This window comes from Salipaludibacillus agaradhaerens (genome assembly GCF_002019735.1).
GTDB lineage: Bacteria > Bacillota > Bacilli > Bacillales > Salisediminibacteriaceae > Salipaludibacillus > Salipaludibacillus agaradhaerens.
In genome coordinates, this window is sequence record NZ_KV917378.1 from 380327 (window position 1) to 395221 (window position 14895).

Annotated in this window: 19 protein-coding genes; 17 read left to right on the forward strand and 2 right to left on the reverse strand. The window is 38.5% G+C overall.

Annotation, left to right across the window (positions count from 1 at the left end):
* The first annotated feature begins 22 nt into the window (after window positions 1–22).
* From BK581_RS01840 to BK581_RS20400, 3 genes are all read left to right on the forward strand, one after another.
* Entirely contained in the window at window positions 23–766 is a 744-nt protein-coding gene (locus tag BK581_RS01840) for a hypothetical protein (protein ID WP_078576555.1), read from the forward strand.
* 41 nt (window positions 767–807) lie between these two features.
* The gene (locus BK581_RS01845; RefSeq protein ID WP_078576556.1) at window positions 808–1092 is read left to right on the forward strand and encodes a DUF4176 domain-containing protein; all 285 of its coding nucleotides are present in this window, start codon (window positions 808–810) and stop codon (window positions 1090–1092) included.
* A 309-nt stretch (window positions 1093–1401) separates the two neighbouring features.
* A complete protein-coding gene (locus BK581_RS20400) occupies window positions 1402–1536 on the forward strand; it encodes a hypothetical protein (RefSeq protein WP_276327409.1) in 135 nt (44 codons plus the stop codon).
* A 469-nt stretch (window positions 1537–2005) separates the two neighbouring features.
* On the opposite strand, the gene BK581_RS01850 is transcribed toward BK581_RS20400, so the two are convergent.
* Entirely contained in the window at window positions 2006–2146 is a 141-nt protein-coding gene (locus BK581_RS01850; RefSeq protein ID WP_078576557.1) for a small acid-soluble spore protein P, read from the reverse strand.
* A gap of 118 nt (window positions 2147–2264) precedes the next feature.
* Here BK581_RS01850 and BK581_RS01855 point away from each other — a divergent pair, with 118 nt between their 5' ends.
* The 6 genes from BK581_RS01855 to BK581_RS01875 all read left to right on the forward strand — a co-directional run bounded on the left by BK581_RS01855 (window position 2265) and on the right by BK581_RS01875 (window position 7565).
* Complete coding sequence (locus BK581_RS01855; RefSeq protein WP_078576558.1) at window positions 2265–2519, forward strand: hypothetical protein; 255 nt, start codon at window positions 2265–2267, stop codon at window positions 2517–2519.
* Between the two features lie 217 nt (window positions 2520–2736).
* Window positions 2737–5457, forward strand: coding sequence for an aconitate hydratase AcnA (acnA, locus tag BK581_RS01860; protein ID WP_078576559.1), 2721 nt, complete (start codon window positions 2737–2739; stop codon window positions 5455–5457).
* Between the two features lie 218 nt (window positions 5458–5675).
* Window positions 5676–6386, forward strand: coding sequence for a DUF421 domain-containing protein (locus tag BK581_RS01865; protein ID WP_078576560.1), 711 nt, complete (start codon window positions 5676–5678; stop codon window positions 6384–6386).
* A gap of 67 nt (window positions 6387–6453) precedes the next feature.
* Window positions 6454–6588, forward strand: coding sequence for an FbpB family small basic protein (locus tag BK581_RS19815; RefSeq protein ID WP_095995517.1), 135 nt, complete (start codon window positions 6454–6456; stop codon window positions 6586–6588).
* Between the two features lie 24 nt (window positions 6589–6612).
* Window positions 6613–6756 carry an acid-soluble spore protein N gene (locus BK581_RS01870; protein ID WP_078576561.1) on the forward strand — a complete coding sequence of 48 codons (144 nt, stop codon included), beginning with the start codon at window positions 6613–6615 and terminating at the stop codon, window positions 6754–6756.
* 320 nt (window positions 6757–7076) lie between these two features.
* Complete coding sequence (locus tag BK581_RS01875) at window positions 7077–7565, forward strand: VanZ family protein (RefSeq protein WP_245828849.1); 489 nt, start codon at window positions 7077–7079, stop codon at window positions 7563–7565.
* A 42-nt stretch (window positions 7566–7607) separates the two neighbouring features.
* On the opposite strand, the gene BK581_RS01880 is transcribed toward BK581_RS01875, so the two are convergent.
* On the reverse strand, window positions 7608–8273 hold the full coding sequence (locus BK581_RS01880; protein WP_078576562.1) for a TVP38/TMEM64 family protein: 666 nt from the start codon (window positions 8271–8273) through the stop codon (window positions 7608–7610).
* A 164-nt stretch (window positions 8274–8437) separates the two neighbouring features.
* Between BK581_RS01880 and BK581_RS20235 the strand changes: the two genes are divergently transcribed.
* The 8 genes from BK581_RS20235 to BK581_RS01915 all read left to right on the forward strand — a co-directional run bounded on the left by BK581_RS20235 (window position 8438) and on the right by BK581_RS01915 (window position 14888).
* Window positions 8438–8803, forward strand: a complete 366-nt coding sequence (locus tag BK581_RS20235) for a DMT family transporter (RefSeq protein WP_245828850.1) — start codon at window positions 8438–8440, stop codon at window positions 8801–8803.
* Window positions 8804–8893: 90 nt separating this feature from the next.
* Complete coding sequence (locus BK581_RS20240) at window positions 8894–9385, forward strand: DMT family transporter (RefSeq protein ID WP_245828852.1); 492 nt, start codon at window positions 8894–8896, stop codon at window positions 9383–9385.
* Between the two features lie 5 nt (window positions 9386–9390).
* Entirely contained in the window at window positions 9391–11700 is a 2310-nt protein-coding gene (locus BK581_RS01890) for an AAA family ATPase (RefSeq protein WP_078576563.1), read from the forward strand.
* A 2-nt stretch (window positions 11701–11702) separates the two neighbouring features.
* Window positions 11703–12125, forward strand: coding sequence for an acyl-CoA thioesterase (locus BK581_RS01895; protein ID WP_078576564.1), 423 nt, complete (start codon window positions 11703–11705; stop codon window positions 12123–12125).
* A 50-nt stretch (window positions 12126–12175) separates the two neighbouring features.
* Complete coding sequence (gene tlp / locus BK581_RS01900; RefSeq protein ID WP_078576565.1) at window positions 12176–12430, forward strand: small acid-soluble spore protein Tlp; 255 nt, start codon at window positions 12176–12178, stop codon at window positions 12428–12430.
* A 413-nt stretch (window positions 12431–12843) separates the two neighbouring features.
* Window positions 12844–13158, forward strand: a complete 315-nt coding sequence (locus BK581_RS01905; RefSeq protein ID WP_078576566.1) for a hypothetical protein — start codon at window positions 12844–12846, stop codon at window positions 13156–13158.
* 48 nt (window positions 13159–13206) lie between these two features.
* Window positions 13207–14037 carry an ammonia-dependent NAD(+) synthetase gene (nadE, locus tag BK581_RS01910; RefSeq protein WP_078576567.1) on the forward strand — a complete coding sequence of 277 codons (831 nt, stop codon included), beginning with the start codon at window positions 13207–13209 and terminating at the stop codon, window positions 14035–14037.
* Window positions 14037–14888 carry a PHP domain-containing protein gene (locus tag BK581_RS01915; protein ID WP_078576568.1) on the forward strand — a complete coding sequence of 284 codons (852 nt, stop codon included), beginning with the start codon at window positions 14037–14039 and terminating at the stop codon, window positions 14886–14888. Before nadE ends, BK581_RS01915 begins: the two co-directional genes overlap by 1 nt.
* Window positions 14889–14895 lie beyond the last annotated feature (7 nt).

The window sequence follows — 14895 nt, forward strand, 5'->3', positions numbered from 1 at the left end:
TAAAATGGAGAGTGACACGTCGATGATAAAATTAGATGAACAAACAGATATAAATACATTGCCAGATGACATGAGGCAACACTTATTCTCAATGGATTCTAAAGGAATGAAATGGTTAATATTTTCCTTTGTGTTTATTGTTATGAATGTGGTAGGGGGAGTTTTACTTGTTGCTGATCCTTTCGTGACAACTTATATGGTCATTGCTGCTCCAGTGATGATTATAATAAATGTGTGGGCGTTTGCATTAATGATCAGAAATCCGCAAAAGACACAATTAGAAGTGGTGTTATTTACGGCCTTTTTATTTGCAAGTTATGCTTTCGGTCTTCTTCTCATCTCACATAAATTCGCTTATTTTGTGGCAGGAGTTGAGGGGATAAGCTTCTTTATTGGGGTCTTAATACTATATTTAGGAACGATTGTTTACTTTATACGTTATTATCACAAGACGTTATCAACATTAGAAGGTGAAGTGGAGGCAAAGGAGCCAGCGAAATGGATGTGGAAAATTTTCGCGGCAGGCCCCGCTAGTGGGTTATTTATTTATCATGGCTTTCTGAAAGGAGCATTTGCCTCCGAGCTCATCTTAGTCGTCTTAGTTGTCTTGTTTGGAGTCCTTTCAATTTACTTATCTATTAAAATGTTTTATAAATATACGTTCATGAAACTAAATTTACCACTAGTCGTGTTCGTTCAATCTAGTCATGAACAAATGACTGAGTTTGAAGATGTTGAGGAAGACGACTATGAAGATGAAAACTAGATTATCGTAAATTCACTAAATCGAAGAGAGGAACAGATACAATGGAAAAAACACTTTTACCTAATGGTTCGATTGTACTTTTAAAAGGCGGTAATAAAAAATTAATGGTGTACGGAAGAAAACAGCTGCTTGTGACAGAAGAAGATGTGGAGAAAGAGAATGATGATTTAACGATGTATGATTATATTGGGGTACCTTATCCGGAAGGGTATGTGAATCCAGAGCATTCATATGTCTTTAACCATAGTGACATTGATGAAATTGTCTTTACTGGTTTTGTTAATGAAGAGGAAGAAGAATTTCAACACATTTTACGACAGGTTTAGACAATAGTTCTTTAAAGGTAATACTCTCTTCTCTATTTTGATTGGTATACCTTTTATCACAGATAACCGTCCATAAAACTGCCGCCTCAAAATGGGAGATAACCGCCACTGATTTCCTGATTGGAGGTTCGTTTTATCTGTAAAATGAGAGGTTATTTTCCCACGGAGAGCAGTACAACAAATTAGTCCCTATCATTAACTTACTTACTATATACATTATTAACAGGTTTAAATAATGATAAATAAACTAATTCAAAACGGATTTAGGTATAATTGAAAGTGTGACAAAAGAAGAAGGGAGGTATCGTTTTGAAACCGTTATTAAAAGGACTTGGTATCGGGGTAGGAATAGGAATGGCAATTTATTTATCAGGACTTGTAAAAGATTGTTGCGCCCAGCAAGAAATTAAACGAGAACGGGACAAGTTCGGGACGGGTGAATAACGTTTATCACAGATAAGCGTCATAAATCTCTCGGCTCAAAATAGAGAGAGGTAACGCCATTTAGGCAGGCGCTAGCGGTCGCTAATGTCCTGATTTGACTCAACTACTAATCAGTGGGATAGAACGAAAACCCTCACTATTGAAGGTTCATGTTATAAAGGGAAAAAGGTGACCTATAAAGGCCACCTTTTTCATTGAGTGAACAGTCGTTAAATGGGGTCAAATCGATGTTTAACTTTCGTCAACACCTCATTTTTTCGTTAATGACATGTCCTTGCCTGATTGTTCTTCTTAAACGTTGTTCAAGCGAACCACCCCTCAAGTACATATGCATTGCAAACGATACCCGCAAACTTAGTCACTCTCGTGAAGAAAGTCTGTAACCCTCTTCACTAACTAGCATAACCACACATGGATGAAAATATAATTGGTAATGTTTTCATGTTCGGAACGTATGGCTAGAGAAGAATTATCCTTCACCGTTTGTTTGTGAGACATGATTTTTCTTTTTCGTTTTGTGTGAGCCTTTTAAAGGGGCTGGTTGACCAGAATCATCTTGATTATTTTTTGGATTTGCTTGTCGTTGAGATTTATACGTGTTTTTTTCCATTGAGAATCACCTTCCTATTTGTATGGTTACTGCTAGTTTTTCCAGTAGTCTGTAGGATACTCATGGGCACTTATCCCAATAATAAATGTGATGATAAATGAAGGGGGGCGTTAAATCTGTGCCTTACAATAAAAATAAACAGCAGGCATTTCAAGCTGCTCAGCAAGCGTTTGTTCAACTAGAAGATGCTTATCAGCAGTTAGATGAGCAATCTCCTGATTACGGGCATCAAACTAAGCGGGTGCATGAAGAACTTAATGAGGCAGAACAAATTATTGAAAAGGCGTACGTTGTTGCTACGGAGCATCAAAAACATCAATTGGACATATATGCAAATGAATTGATGAACGTGAAGTATGAGTTATTTAAATAAAACGAATTGATAAAAATTAGTTATTGAAAATAAAGCAGCCAACTGATTTGTCTGGCTGCTCTTACATAATTGAAACGATAACAAGAGAGAAGCAAAAAAATGGACGATGAAGCATAAATTGTTATAGTATATAAGAGAAAATGTGACAATTTACTGAAAAGATTTTAGACAATTTCAATATTGTATTATATGATAGTACGTGAAGGAGGGAATACATATGTCAGATAACGTGTTATTTAATTCAAAGAAAACCTTTGATGTAAATGGTAAAACTTATCACTACTATGATTTGACAGCTATTGAGGAGGCTGGAGTTGGAACCGTTCACAACCTCCCTTACTCCATTAAAGTTCTTCTTGAGTCTGTACTAAGACAATTTGACGGTCGGGTGATTAAAGAGGAACATGTCGAGAATTTAGCTAAATGGGGTACCGATCAAGTGAAAAATATTGACGTTCCATTTAAGCCATCACGTGTTATCCTTCAGGATTTCACTGGTGTTCCGGCAGTCGTTGACTTAGCTTCGTTGCGTAAAGCAATGGCTGACATGGGGGGAGACCCAAAAGAAATTAACCCGGCAATCCCTGTGGACCTCGTTGTAGACCATTCAGTACAAGTGGATGAATTTGGCGGAGCTAACTCGTTGCTTCGAAATATGGAATTAGAATTTGAACGAAACGAAGAACGTTATAAATTTTTAAATTGGGCACAGAAATCTCTTGATAATTATCGAGCAGTCCCACCAGCTACAGGAATTGTCCACCAAGTTAATTTAGAGTATTTAGCGAATGTGGTACAAGAAGGTGTGACGGAAAATGGTGAAAAAATAGCGTTTCCTGATTCATTAGTCGGGACGGATTCACATACGACGATGATTAACGGCCTGGGCGTTTTAGGCTGGGGTGTCGGTGGTATTGAAGCGGAAGCTGGTATGTTAAAGCAGCCTTCTTATTTTCCTGTGCCAGAAGTTATCGGTGTCAAACTTAATGGTGCCATGCCAGAAGGGGCAACTGCTACTGACCTAGCATTAAAAGTAACTCAAGTTTTACGAGAGAAAAATGTGGTAGGAAAGTTTGTTGAGTTTTTTGGAACAGGGTTAGCCGATATGACGTTAGCTGATCGTGCGACAATTTCTAATATGGCTCCTGAATATGGGGCTACATGTGGATTCTTCCCAGTGGATGATGAAACACTTAACTATTTGCGCTTTACAGGTCGAAGTGAGGAGCTAGTTAACCTTGTAGAAGCTTATACGAAGGCGAACGGTATGTTCTACACACCTGGTCAAGATGACCCTAATTTCACATCGGTCGTTGAAGTGGATTTATCAGCGATTGAGCCTAATTTATCAGGACCTAAACGCCCTCAAGACCTCATCCCATTATCACAAATGAAAGAACAATGGAAAGAGGCATTGACAGCTCCTGTTGGTAACCAAGGTTTCGGGCTTTCGCCAGAAGAGATAGCTAAAGAGGTGAAAGTTGTCCATCCGAACGGCAATACCTCTACATTAAAGACGGGGGCAGTAGCGATCGCCGCCATCACAAGCTGTACAAATACGTCGAACCCTCACGTTATGATAGGTGCAGGACTCCTAGCAAAGAATGCTGTGGAAAAAGGATTGAATGTGCCTGATTACGTTAAAACAAGTTTAGCGCCTGGTTCAAAAGTTGTTACGGGTTATTTAGAAAGCGCAGGTCTTATGCCATATTTAGATAAACTAGGATTTAATCTAGTGGGTTATGGTTGTACGACCTGTATTGGTAACAGTGGTCCCCTACCAGAAGAAATTGAAAAAGGGATCGCTGACTCAGACTTGACTGTAGCATCTGTTTTAAGTGGAAACAGGAACTTTGAGGGACGGATCCATCCATTAGTGAAAGCGAACTACTTAGCTTCACCACCACTAGTTGTGGCGTATGCATTAGCAGGTACGGTCGATATTGACTTGTTAAATGAACCAATCGGTCAAGATTCATCAGGAAATGATGTTTACTTTAAAGACATCTGGCCGTCAAATGATGTGATTCAGAAAGCAATGGAAGAAGCTGTTGAGCCAAAATTATTTAAAAAAGAATACGAACGCGTATTTGATGATAATGAACAGTGGAACCAGCTTGAAACGACAGATGGTGATCTGTATAAATGGGATCCTGAGTCCACTTATATTCAAAACCCACCATTCTTTGATGAGATGTCACCAGAACCAGAAGATGTTAAAGAGTTGAACGGACTTCGTGCTGTTGCGAAGCTGGGAGATTCAGTTACGACTGACCACATTTCGCCAGCTGGTGCTATCGCTAAAAATAGTCCAGCAGGGAAATTTTTAATGGAGAAAGGCTTAAGCCCAGCTCAATTCAATTCTTACGGATCGCGTCGTGGAAACCATGAAGTGATGATGAGAGGGACTTTCGCAAACATTCGTATTAAAAACCAACTAGCGCCAGGCACTGAGGGTGGTTATACGACGTACTGGCCTACAGGTGAAGTGATGGCGATATATGATGCTTGCATGAAGTATAAAGAATCAGACACGGGGCTCATTGTTTTAGCCGGTAAAGACTACGGAATGGGAAGCTCACGTGACTGGGCTGCTAAAGGCACGAACCTTCTTGGTATTAAAACGGTCATCGCAGAAAGCTTTGAAAGAATTCACCGCAGTAACCTCGTTCTTATGGGCGTTTTACCTCTTCAGTTCAAAGAGGGAGAAAGTGCCGAAACGTTAGGATTAAGCGGTAAAGAAACATTTGATGTTAAAGTGACGAATGATATTCAACCACGGGATCATGTCACAGTTGTAGCGACAGATGCTGAAACTGGAAAAGAGACCACTTTTGATGTTATTGCACGATTCGATAGTGAAGTGGAGATTGATTACTATCGTCACGGTGGTATTTTACCAATGGTATTGAGAAATAATCTTGCTAGTGTAAAATAATGATGAAACAGCCTCGTATTTAGAGGCTGTTTTTATTTTTTTATGCGCATTATGTTTGTTTTGTGGGTAAGAAAAAGTTGAGCCTCTATTTGTATAAACAAACGGCAAGAAAAATAGAGTTATGAGACACCTTTGGTAAAGCTCGTTCATGTATCTCATTGTATACATCTGATAAGTTCAGCCATACTAGGAACAACGGCTAAAATCGGAGGATAATCATGTTTGACTTTTGGTATGGAACAACTGATTTAGCTATTTATGGCTTCCTTATCCGAGCTGCGATTGTCTATATTTATGTTTTTATATTAATTAAAGTACTGGGACAGCGTTCAATGACAACAATGAACCCGATTGATTTTCTTTTTGGCGTCGTGATTGGTGATGTTGTTGGGGAGCCACTTGCAGACGGAGAAGCACCGATGGCAGGCCCGCTATCTGCGGCAGCTTTTATTGGTGGCGTTCATTTATTTTTGTCTTACATTGCTCTTAAACTCCCTCGTTTTCGTCGAGTCATTGAAGATGAACCTATTATATTGATTGAGCAAGGAAAAATATTAACAGACGAACTGAAGAAAGCAAAGGTTACTGTAGAATCATTATTAATGGATTTACGGCTAAACAGCTCCATTAATTTAACGGAAATAGATTATGCTGTTCTTGAAGCAAATGGTCAAATTAGTGTTATCAAAAAATCCCGTTACGACACCGTAACGAAAAATGATATGGGGCAATCAGCTACTAATAAAGGTTATCCCACAGTCTTAATTCAGGATGGGCGTTATATACATGGCAATATTTCTAAAGTAGCGACGATTGAATGGGTTAATACCCAGATCAAAAATAATGGTTATGAAGATGTAAAGGATGTGTTTCTTATGACAATGGACGGCACAGGTCAAATGTACTTTAGTGGAAAAGGGAAAAATTAGAATATTTACAGTATAAGATAGCTCATTTTATGTTCATACTAATTTGTAATGAATGGAGGTAATAGAAATGAGTAGAAAAATGAAACTGAAATTTGAGGAATTGTATATCCAAAACTTACAAGCGTTACTTAAAGATAATAAAGCGGTTCATGAGATAGAAAAACGGATTGATCAGCGACATATGGATCGTCTAAGCGATTAGTGACGAAGATAGGAGGTGAATAATATGGGGAAACATCGCAATCCAGCTCATCATTTCCAGCCTAATCACTTAGGCACTCAACCACGCAAAAGTGACAGTAATAAAGGGAAACAAATGAACACAAAAGGTAATGAGCAACCAGATTATGTTCCAGATAAAGGGAAATGATTATAGGAGATTTCCTTCATAAATGAGCTTGGGTACAATTAAATCCAAGCTCATTTTTCTATATTTTCAATTGTTTTCGGTTACTTGCATTTAATTTTCTCTTCCATGCGTACAAGCCCGTTTGATTAAGCTCTCTCGTTTCTAAAAAGTGACTCAGGCCCTATCTAAATTGAATGTAACGCCTTCACTATTAGATAAACATAAAATAGTAGCAAAGTTAGAACCGAAATTTTTTATAAAAGACTTGTCAAACGAAGCTTCCAATAAGATAATATAATGATGACGGTATGTTACATATATTATGAAGGAGTTGCCCTCTGTTGAAAAAAAATAGATTCTTTTTTAACCCCTCTTTAACAAAGGGATTGTTAACTCTGCTCCTTATTTACATGGCGGGCTTATTTTATGTCACGCTATTTGCCTGGAATTACGGCTCTTCGTTTGGCCCCGTTGGCCCTGGAGGACGAAATTATAATTTAGACCCTTTTTTGAGTATTTACCGTATTTCTATGTACAGTGAGAGCTGGCTTGACCCTTTTCGTATTTTAATTGGGAATGTTTTGTTATTTGTGCCATTTGGCTATCTATTTCCGTTTTTAATAGATAGTATTAGAAAAATAAATAGCAATATTTCTATTTTATTAACTGTTTTCTTTTCGATGCTTCTATCTATATTTATTGAAGTGAGCCAATTTCTATTTACTTATCGAGTAGCTAATGTGGACGACGTCATTTTAAATACATTAGGTGGATTTATTGGTGTATTCGTTTATAAACTAAGTTTTCGCTTTATTCGTATCATTAAGTAATTTAAAACACAAAGCATTCTCATAAGAGAATGCTTTTATGCGTCAGACATTATTTAATCGTTTCTCTTCAGTTTTAATGAGTTGCTGTTCGAGACGTTTGAGCCACCATTTATAACCGATGTATACACATGTGATAAACACGGTGTAAATGAGGAGCATATAGACAAGCTCAGTAGGACTTGTAATAATTGTATGACCTATAAGTGCAAATAATGTCATTGAAGGGATTTTGCCAAGTCCGGAAGCGATAGCATAAATACTAAAAGTAACTCTACTTAATGCTGCATAAGCATTAATAATAATCGAAGGGATGACGGGGATCATCCGCAATACAGTAATGGACATAAAAGCATTTTTCTCAAATAACAAAGTGAGCCTTTTAGTAGCAGAGTATTTTAATAACAATTTAGTGCCTAATGTATCAAAGCCACCATATCTGATTAGTGAGAAAAAAATAAGAGAGGCAAGTGTTGAGCCTGTCCATATAATAAATGCTCCCATAAATGGTCCATACGCTGCCCCTATCACACCACCTACTAAAGGATATGGAATGACGGGAAATAAAGACATGAGAGTGGCGATAGATAATGTTAAAACCACGTACTCTCGTTCATTTAATTGAATCCAATGTAGTAATTCACTGTGAAAAAATAGTAAGCTAATAATCATTAGCAGGGTACTTACGAGCACCACAGATTTTCTGAGCATACATTATCTCCTTTTTATAAAGCGATCTATCTCATTATACACGATCTGACTTAAGCACAAAAGCATACACGTGTTTACTCTCATGCTATACTTAACTAACAAATATACTATATCAATAACATTTATAGCCTTTCTAGTGACTTTAAAATTTGAGGAGTCTAATTGTGAAAAAAACATTACTAAAATATCCTTGGCTCGTCTATGTCATGCTAGCTTGTGCCACAAGTAGCTGGGGAAGTGCGTTTATTGCTGGAAATATTGCTACTCAGGACCTAGATCCAAGTACAGTGGCTTTTTTTAGATTCTTTTTTGCTACATTATTATTAATTCCCCTTATGTTCTGGTTGGATAAAGGAGGACGGCGCCCTAAAGGTAAGGAATGGCTAATGATGGGGTTTCTTGGATTGACAGGTATTGCGTTATATAACATTGCTTTTTTTATTGCCACAAGAGATGCACCAGTGGTTAAAAGCTCACTTTTTATTGCTTCTAATCCCATATTAATTCTGCTAATGTCTGCTCTTTTTTAAAAGGAAAAGATAAAAGGAAGACAGGTTATCGGGTTAATCCTAGCACTAAGTGGGGCAAGTATCATTATAACGGAGGGCCAGTTTAGCACATTGATATCTGATGGTTTTCACCAAGTTGATTTAGTTCTATTAATAGCCGTTATATGTTGGGCGTTATATAGTGTCGTTGGAAAGGTAGCTTTACAAACATTCAGCTCGCTAACATGTACAACTTATGCTGTAGGAACTGGCACTATCATGTTACTTCCCTTTGCCATCGTAGAAACAAGCTATACGGAGCTTCAAAACACCAGTCTACTGTCATGGGGAGCAATTATTCATATGAGTATCATCGTATCTGTGATTAGTTTTGTTATGTACTATCAGGGGATAAAAATGATTGGTGCTGCGAAAGCCTCGATTTTCATCAATTTAATGCCTTTGTCTGCGGTTATTCTGGCAGTAGTTATCCTGGATGAAGCCTTTACATTTGTTCATTTTTTAGGAGCTCTTCTTGTCTTAACAGGTGTGACAATTGGCAGCAGAAGTGGGAGCATTGGGAACAAAACAACGAAAACCACTGTAATGGCTGATGGGAGGTAAAATAAATGGGTAAACAAGCGCAATATAAGTCACTAATAAACGAAATAGAAAAATGGAAGAATACATCTTTTAAACAGGCGAATGAAGCTGAGCTGGTGAGAATATTAGACAACGATCTGTTGGAAGATGAGGACCAAATAGCTGACGTGATGGCAATGCTTGCAGGTAGGCGGTATGAACGAAAAAGAGAATGGGATAATCAAGTAGACCAACTACTTACTGGCGCTAGTGATAAAGCGCCTTCTTCACCTTACGTGGCAGATATATGGGTTGATTTAGCATTATCATCTATGAACGAACCTTGGTTTCTAGAAGAATTACCTAAAATTCGTGAAACAGATCATAGCCAAGGAAGGAAAAGTAAAATAGACCGACTCTTAACCCTTGTGCAACAAGCAAAAGCTTGGTATCAAGAGTTAAAGGGAAAGGAAGAACGCATAGAACACGTGTTACGCTATGCAACTGATGAAGATAAGAAAGAGAAAATAAAAGAGGCCTTAAGTTTAATCGAACAGGTCGGTAACTGCCTTGAAGAGATTTTAAGGAGTGCAAAAGCATATAAAAGAACAATTAACGGGATCTACGCCTCTAGGGAAAAAAAACAACAGCTAGATGATGCCCTCGATGAATTGAAGGATTACCTTCACCAATGGGAAACTTGGCGAAAGACAACTGATGAAGAGGAAACAACGGCTTTAGCTACTCTATATGCTATGACAGGTATTGATGAAGTAAAACGCAAAGTAGAAACCCATTATCATTACCTTGAATATGAAAAGGAACGGCAGCGGCAAGGCTATCATTTTGAAAACGAAAGAAGCTTGAACATGATTTTAACTGGTAACCCAGGAACAGGTAAAACATCTATTGCGCGACTGTTAGCTAAAATTTATTATGATCTAGGTGTTCTGCCCCGTGAAGAGGTAGTGGAAGTGGATCGATCACATTTGGTAGGAGCTTATGTAGGACAAACAGAAGAAAAAACAATGAAAGTGATTCAACAAGCGTTAGGCGGCATCCTGTTCATTGATGAAGCATACAGCTTAAAGCGGGAAGGAAGCGGCGGGGCAGATTATGGCCAAACGGCGATTGATACACTCGTCTCTGCTCTAACTAGCGGAGACTATGCAGGTAAATTTGCAGTAATCCTTGCAGGTTACCCAGAAGAGATGAGGACATTTTTATGGAGTAATCCTGGTTTACGAAGCCGTTTTCCCGAAACAAATCATATTTATTTACCCGATTTTTCTATGGAGGAGCTTTTGGAAATCGCCGAGCATGTCGCGTTAGATAACGATTTTTCCTTAACGGAAGAGGCTTTAACGGAACTGAGGAAACGACTAGAAAAAGAAAAAGTAGATGAAAGTTTTGGCAATGCCAGAACAGTAAAAAATATTATTTTGGATGCTATCTTTCATAAGGGCGCGCAAACTGCGAAAGAAAAAGTATATTCCAAAGAAAGCTTTACCGTGTTAGATGCTGATGCATTCAAACGACATGACCGCACAGATGATAATGATGAGCAAGTCGGTGAGACTCAATTAAATAAGCTTGTTGGATTAACGAATGTAAAAAGAGAAGTACATCAACTTTCTTCCTTTGTGCAGATGCAAAAAAAACGAGAAAAACTTGAGTTACCTACCGTCCCCATTCAACTTCATGCTGTGTTTACAGGTTCACCAGGCACTGGAAAAACAACGGTGGCAAGTATTTATAGCCAAATTTTATATGATTTAGGACTTTTAAAACGAGGTCATATGATTGTCACGGGTCGAAGTGATTTAGTAGCTGGGTATGTGGGGCAAACGGCGATAAAGACTAAAAAGAAAATTCGTGAAGCACTTGGAGGCGTCTTATTTATTGATGAAGCTTATTCTTTAGTTAGCAAAGGACCACAAGATTTCGGCAGAGAAGCAGTAGATACGTTGGTAGAAGAAATGTCAAAGCACGGTGAAAACCTCGTTGTGGTGTTAGCTGGCTACTCTGCAGAGATAGCCAAATTGATGAAAACAAATCCAGGCCTTGCGTCTAGATTTAAAAAATATATAGATTTTCCAGACTATTCACCAGATGAGCTCTTACAGATATTAAAGTACTATATTGATCAATTCGGGTACACATTGGACGATACGGCGGAAGAAGCATTGCGAAAAGAACTTCATAAAAGGCCCCAAAAAGGTAATGGACGAGCCATGAAAGATCAAGTTGAAGAAGCGGTACAGCGTCAAGCTTTTCGGTTAATTCAAGAGGCTAATAGCCATGATGTTTCACGGTTGACGATAGATGATTTCCCGCTGATGGACGAGGAGGATTAAACATGTTTATAGATGAAACGACTATCACAGTTAGGTATGCAGAAACAGATCAAATGGGTGTTGTATATCATGCCAATTACCTCGTGTGGTGTGAAATTGGGAGAACGGGATTAATTGAACAGCTAGGCTTTAAATATACGGATATGGAGAAGCAAGGTGTATTATCTCCTGTCATTAATGTCAATATGAATTATTTACGACCTGCAAAATATGGTCAACAAGTAACAATTAAAACATGGATTGAATCTTATACAGGCATTAGAGTCAAATACGGTTACGAGATGCACAATTCGCTGGAGGAATTATGCTTAACTGGGACGAGTGAGCATGTGTGTGTTAATGCGGAAACATTCCGCCCTGTAAATATTAAAAAAGTATTTCCTGACTGGCACATCGCTTATGAGACGCACAAACGTCATGTATAAAAGGTGTAACTGATGAATGTTTTTTGAGCCTTCGAACACACTATTGACGAATGTTATATAGAAAGGAGGCTTGGGAAATGGCTAAAAAGGACGACCGTTCCAATAATGTTGAAAGATTAGAAGCTATGGTGGAAAACACCGAGGAAAACATAGAAGAGGCAAGTTCCACACTCGATAATCGTCATTTGTCTGAACAAGAAAAAAACAACATTCGTCATAAAAATGAGCGTCGGGAGCAGAGTATTGAAGCATTTAAGAATGAAATCGCCGACGAAAAAGGAGACAGAGAGCACGGGCGTATTTAAACCTGTGAGCTCAGCCAAGAGATTAGTTGCTCTAGCTGAGCTTTTTTTAATACAAACAATAGTAGATAATACATACTAACTTAAAGCTAAACGGTTGGGTGAATGAGTGAAATGTGGGAATAGGCCCTTTTAGGTGTGAAGAGATTAGAAAGAGGGAAATCCACAATAGAACCATTAAATATCGTATGTTTCTTTGAGCCAAGTGTTTTTTATAGAAGAATGAATGTACAATGCGAAGAAGCTCCTCTCTGGAGCGGAAGATATATGTATGAGTCACCGCTTAGTTTGTTATGATGAAAGTGATCAGATAGTAACGTTTAAAAAATAAAGGTGGTAAGTAGACGGAAAAGAAGATCTCCCTTGAATTTCATCCACAATCTGTTATTAAATAGAAGTGTGAAAGGAGATTTGATATGGCATTCGGAGTCAAGCGCCAAGAACTAACAGAATGGAAACAAAATGTACTTAAAGGTCGCGTGTCATTTTTAACTCATTTTTGGTACGATCCACGATTTCCTGAGTATAAAACGGTTACGAAAGCGGCATGTGCTGACCGTGACATTCTTTTAGCATGGGGTGGGAAATATGGGTTAAAAGAATCATGGCTCCATGAAAGAGAAAGCTTCCCTCATTTTGATTTAATAGGAGAAACAGAAAAGCGCATATTACGGGCGGAAGGCTGCTATGAGAAGTTATTACAGCTTGAAAATAAAGCTGGAATAAAGTGAAGAAAAGCATGCGTATCTATCAATTATAATTTGAAAAGGGTGATAATAATGCTAGAGTTTCAGCAAAACGTCATTGCTACACTGAAAGTGAAGCCACATATTGATCCTAAAGAGGAAATCAGGAATAGAATAAACTTTCTTAAGGCGTACGTAAAAAAAGCTGGAATGAAAGGATATGTGCTTGGTATATCTGGTGGGCAAGATTCCTCACTACTCGGAAAGTTAATTCAACTTGCCATGGAAGAATTAAATACTGAGGAGAAGACAGATGACTATACATTTATTGCTGTCCGTCTTCCATATGGAGAACAAGCCGATGAAGTTGATGCGCAAACTGCTCTCAACTTTATTCAGCCGTATAAAAGAGTGACTGTCAATATAAAAAAAGCGGTAGATGGTTCAGTTTCTCAGTTCATAGAGGCCACTGGCGAAACGATGTCCGATTTTGTAAAAGGCAATACGAAGGCTAGAGAAAGAATGAAAGTCCAATATGATCTAGCGGCTCATTTTAAATGTTTAGTTGCGGGAACCGACCATGCAGCAGAAGCCGTTACAGGATTTTTCACTAAATTTGGAGACGGTGCATGTGATGTGACGCCCTTATTTGGCTTAAATAAACGGCAAGGAAAAGAACTTCTGAAATTTTTGGAAGCACCTGAGATTTTATACACGAAAACACCGACAGCTGACCTTGAAGATGAGCAACCTTTGCTATCAGATGAGCAAGCTCTAGGTATGACGTATGATCAAATCGATGACTACTTAGAAGGAAAAGAACTCCCTGAGGATATTAAGAAGAATTTAGAGAGGCGCTATAAGTTAACTGAACATAAACGGCAATTGCCTGTCACCCTTTTTGATTATTGGTGGCAATCATAATGGCTCTAAAAGCAGATCTTCATATGCATTCCACTGCCTCGGACGGCGGGTATTCGCCGTCTGAAGTAGTAAGGCTTTGTGCTAAAGGGGAACTTGATCTTATTTCTCTAACGGATCATGATACGACAACAGGTATTGCAGAAGCTAAAAAGTCAGCGGCCTATTATAACATTCGTTTTATTCCTGGAATTGAATTATCAACACGAATAAATGATCAAAGTGTTGATATTTTAGGTTATGGTATAGATGTGACCGATCATCAGTTTCAGGAAACGCTCGCTTTCCATCGTCACAAACGTGAACAAAGGATGGTAAGAATGATAGAAAAGTGTCGTGATCATGATCTACACATTTCACTAGAAGATGTAGAAGCTCAAGTAACAGGAGAGACATATTCTCGTCCACATCTTGCGAAGGCTTTAATGAAAAAAGGGTATGGTGCTTCCGTACACGAGATCTTTGAAAGATATATAGGCTATGGGAAACCATGTTATGTAATGAAAGAGAAAGAAATGCTTCCTCAAGAAGCAATAAGGGTTATTCACGAAGCAGGAGGGGTAGCGATCGTTGCTCATCCGATTTATTATGATATAGATGAATCGATTTTCAAGTGGTGCATAGAAGATGGTCTTGATGGAATTGAAGTCTATCATAGAGACCACTCTCCACACGCCATAGCGCGCTTTCGTCGTCTCACTGAACGAATAGAAGAAACATTAGGAAAGTCTATCCTTAAGACAGGTGGGTCTGACTTTCATCATGAAGACTTCGGACGAGAAGGAGAACGGCTAGGGGTGACTAAGCTTCCTTTTCAAGAGGCCGAAAAGCTGTGGGAGCGCTGTAATTCATAAGTCGCCA

What these genes read in the sequence shown, in the direction of transcription:
- nadE (WP_078576567.1), top strand. Translation starts at nt 13,207, where the DNA reads ATGCTAGAGTTTCAGCAAAACGTCATTGCTACACTGAAAGTGAAGCCA.
- BK581_RS01840 (WP_078576555.1), top strand. Translation starts at nt 23, where the DNA reads ATGATAAAATTAGATGAACAAACAGATATAAATACATTGCCAGATGAC.
- tlp (WP_078576565.1), top strand. Translation starts at nt 12,176, where the DNA reads ATGTTATATAGAAAGGAGGCTTGGGAAATGGCTAAAAAGGACGACCGT.
- acnA (WP_078576559.1), top strand. Translation starts at nt 2,737, where the DNA reads ATGTCAGATAACGTGTTATTTAATTCAAAGAAAACCTTTGATGTAAAT.
- BK581_RS01845 (WP_078576556.1), top strand. Translation starts at nt 808, where the DNA reads ATGGAAAAAACACTTTTACCTAATGGTTCGATTGTACTTTTAAAAGGC.
- BK581_RS01905 (WP_078576566.1), top strand. Translation starts at nt 12,844, where the DNA reads ATGGCATTCGGAGTCAAGCGCCAAGAACTAACAGAATGGAAACAAAAT.
- BK581_RS01890 (WP_078576563.1), top strand. Translation starts at nt 9,391, where the DNA reads ATGGGTAAACAAGCGCAATATAAGTCACTAATAAACGAAATAGAAAAA.
- BK581_RS01915 (WP_078576568.1), top strand. Translation starts at nt 14,037, where the DNA reads ATGGCTCTAAAAGCAGATCTTCATATGCATTCCACTGCCTCGGACGGC.
- BK581_RS19815 (WP_095995517.1), top strand. Translation starts at nt 6,454, where the DNA reads ATGAGTAGAAAAATGAAACTGAAATTTGAGGAATTGTATATCCAAAAC.
- BK581_RS01880 (WP_078576562.1), bottom strand. Translation starts at nt 8,273, where the DNA reads ATGCTCAGAAAATCTGTGGTGCTCGTAAGTACCCTGCTAATGATTATT.
- BK581_RS01895 (WP_078576564.1), top strand. Translation starts at nt 11,703, where the DNA reads ATGTTTATAGATGAAACGACTATCACAGTTAGGTATGCAGAAACAGAT.
- BK581_RS01865 (WP_078576560.1), top strand. Translation starts at nt 5,676, where the DNA reads ATGTTTGACTTTTGGTATGGAACAACTGATTTAGCTATTTATGGCTTC.
- BK581_RS01850 (WP_078576557.1), bottom strand. Translation starts at nt 2,146, where the DNA reads ATGGAAAAAAACACGTATAAATCTCAACGACAAGCAAATCCAAAAAAT.
- BK581_RS01870 (WP_078576561.1), top strand. Translation starts at nt 6,613, where the DNA reads ATGGGGAAACATCGCAATCCAGCTCATCATTTCCAGCCTAATCACTTA.